Origin of the sequence: Rhizobium sp. CCGE 510 (assembly GCF_000292525.1) — a bacterium.
GTDB lineage: Bacteria > Pseudomonadota > Alphaproteobacteria > Rhizobiales > Rhizobiaceae > Rhizobium.
On record NZ_AEYF01000088.1, the window covers coordinates 1 to 1,046 of the forward strand.

The window sequence follows — 1,046 nt, forward strand, 5'->3', positions numbered from 1 at the left end:
AGGTCTGCGGGGGACGGCAGCGTAACGGAAGCTGGAAGCGAGGCCGGTGTTGCATCGGCTTCTGTCCGTTTCCAGGCATCGAGCACCAAACGTTCGGTGCGGTATTCGCCGTAGAGGCGGGTTTCTTTATCCTTCAAAACGCGGAAGGTTTCGGACGGATAGTCCGCGCCCCTTACTTTGGCAGGATCGAGGACGTATCGCAGCTCTTCTTGGGTCAAGCCATATTTTCGAGCGAAGAAGACATCCAACTCGGCACGCAGCCGCGCGCGGCGATCTTCATCCCAGGCGAAAGGCCGGCCCAAATACCCCAGGTCCTCAGCCCAAGGTTTCATGGCTTGGCTCGTGTACGTTAGCTCCAGAACGCGCGGGCGTACGAAGCTGAGGTCGGCATCTGAGAATATCGAAGGTGGAAGAATAGGAAACTGCTTCAATGTCTCGACTGTTAGATGAGTTCCGCTAACTGTTTGTCTGCCAACATAGTCGAGAGCTAAGGACGATAAATTCCCAACGAACGCTGCAGCGAGGCTTGCGGAAACGTCCAAATACATAACGCGGATCGTGTGACCCACAGCTACTTTCGGAAACACGCTGGCGATCACCGTCCGCTCGTCTGTCGCTCGGCAGATGTCCCGCCATCCCATGAGCCAACGGGGTTGCTTTGCTGCAATCAGTAATTCGGCAAGGGACAGCACGTCTTTCGGCCCTTCGCCGATGAGAACGAGATCTGCTTTCGTCAGCGGCGTCTCGCGTTGCACCTCCGCACCGGCGGCGACCGTCTTGGGATCGAGCAGGAAGCGTTCGGGTGACGCTTTGAGCGCGGCGCGCCAGTCCTGTGCCCGATCGAGAAGTCGAAAAATGTCGGCCTCACGTGTTGGTCTCCCATCAAGGGCGGGAACAGCTCCTGCTATCCAGGTGACGATCGCCTTGAGTGCAGTATTAGCGTCACCCTTTCGCACGGCACTTTTCAATGCGGTTGGCACACGGGCGGCCCGCAAGATGAGTTCTTCTTCGGCTACCCAATAACGCGGTGACGGCTCGAAATCTGG

1 pseudogene is annotated in these 1,046 nt (G+C 57.6%); it reads right to left on the reverse strand.

The features are described 5' to 3' along the window. Positions 1-1,046, reverse strand: a pseudogene (locus tag RCCGE510_RS32495) (type II DNA modification enzyme); the annotation flags it as partial.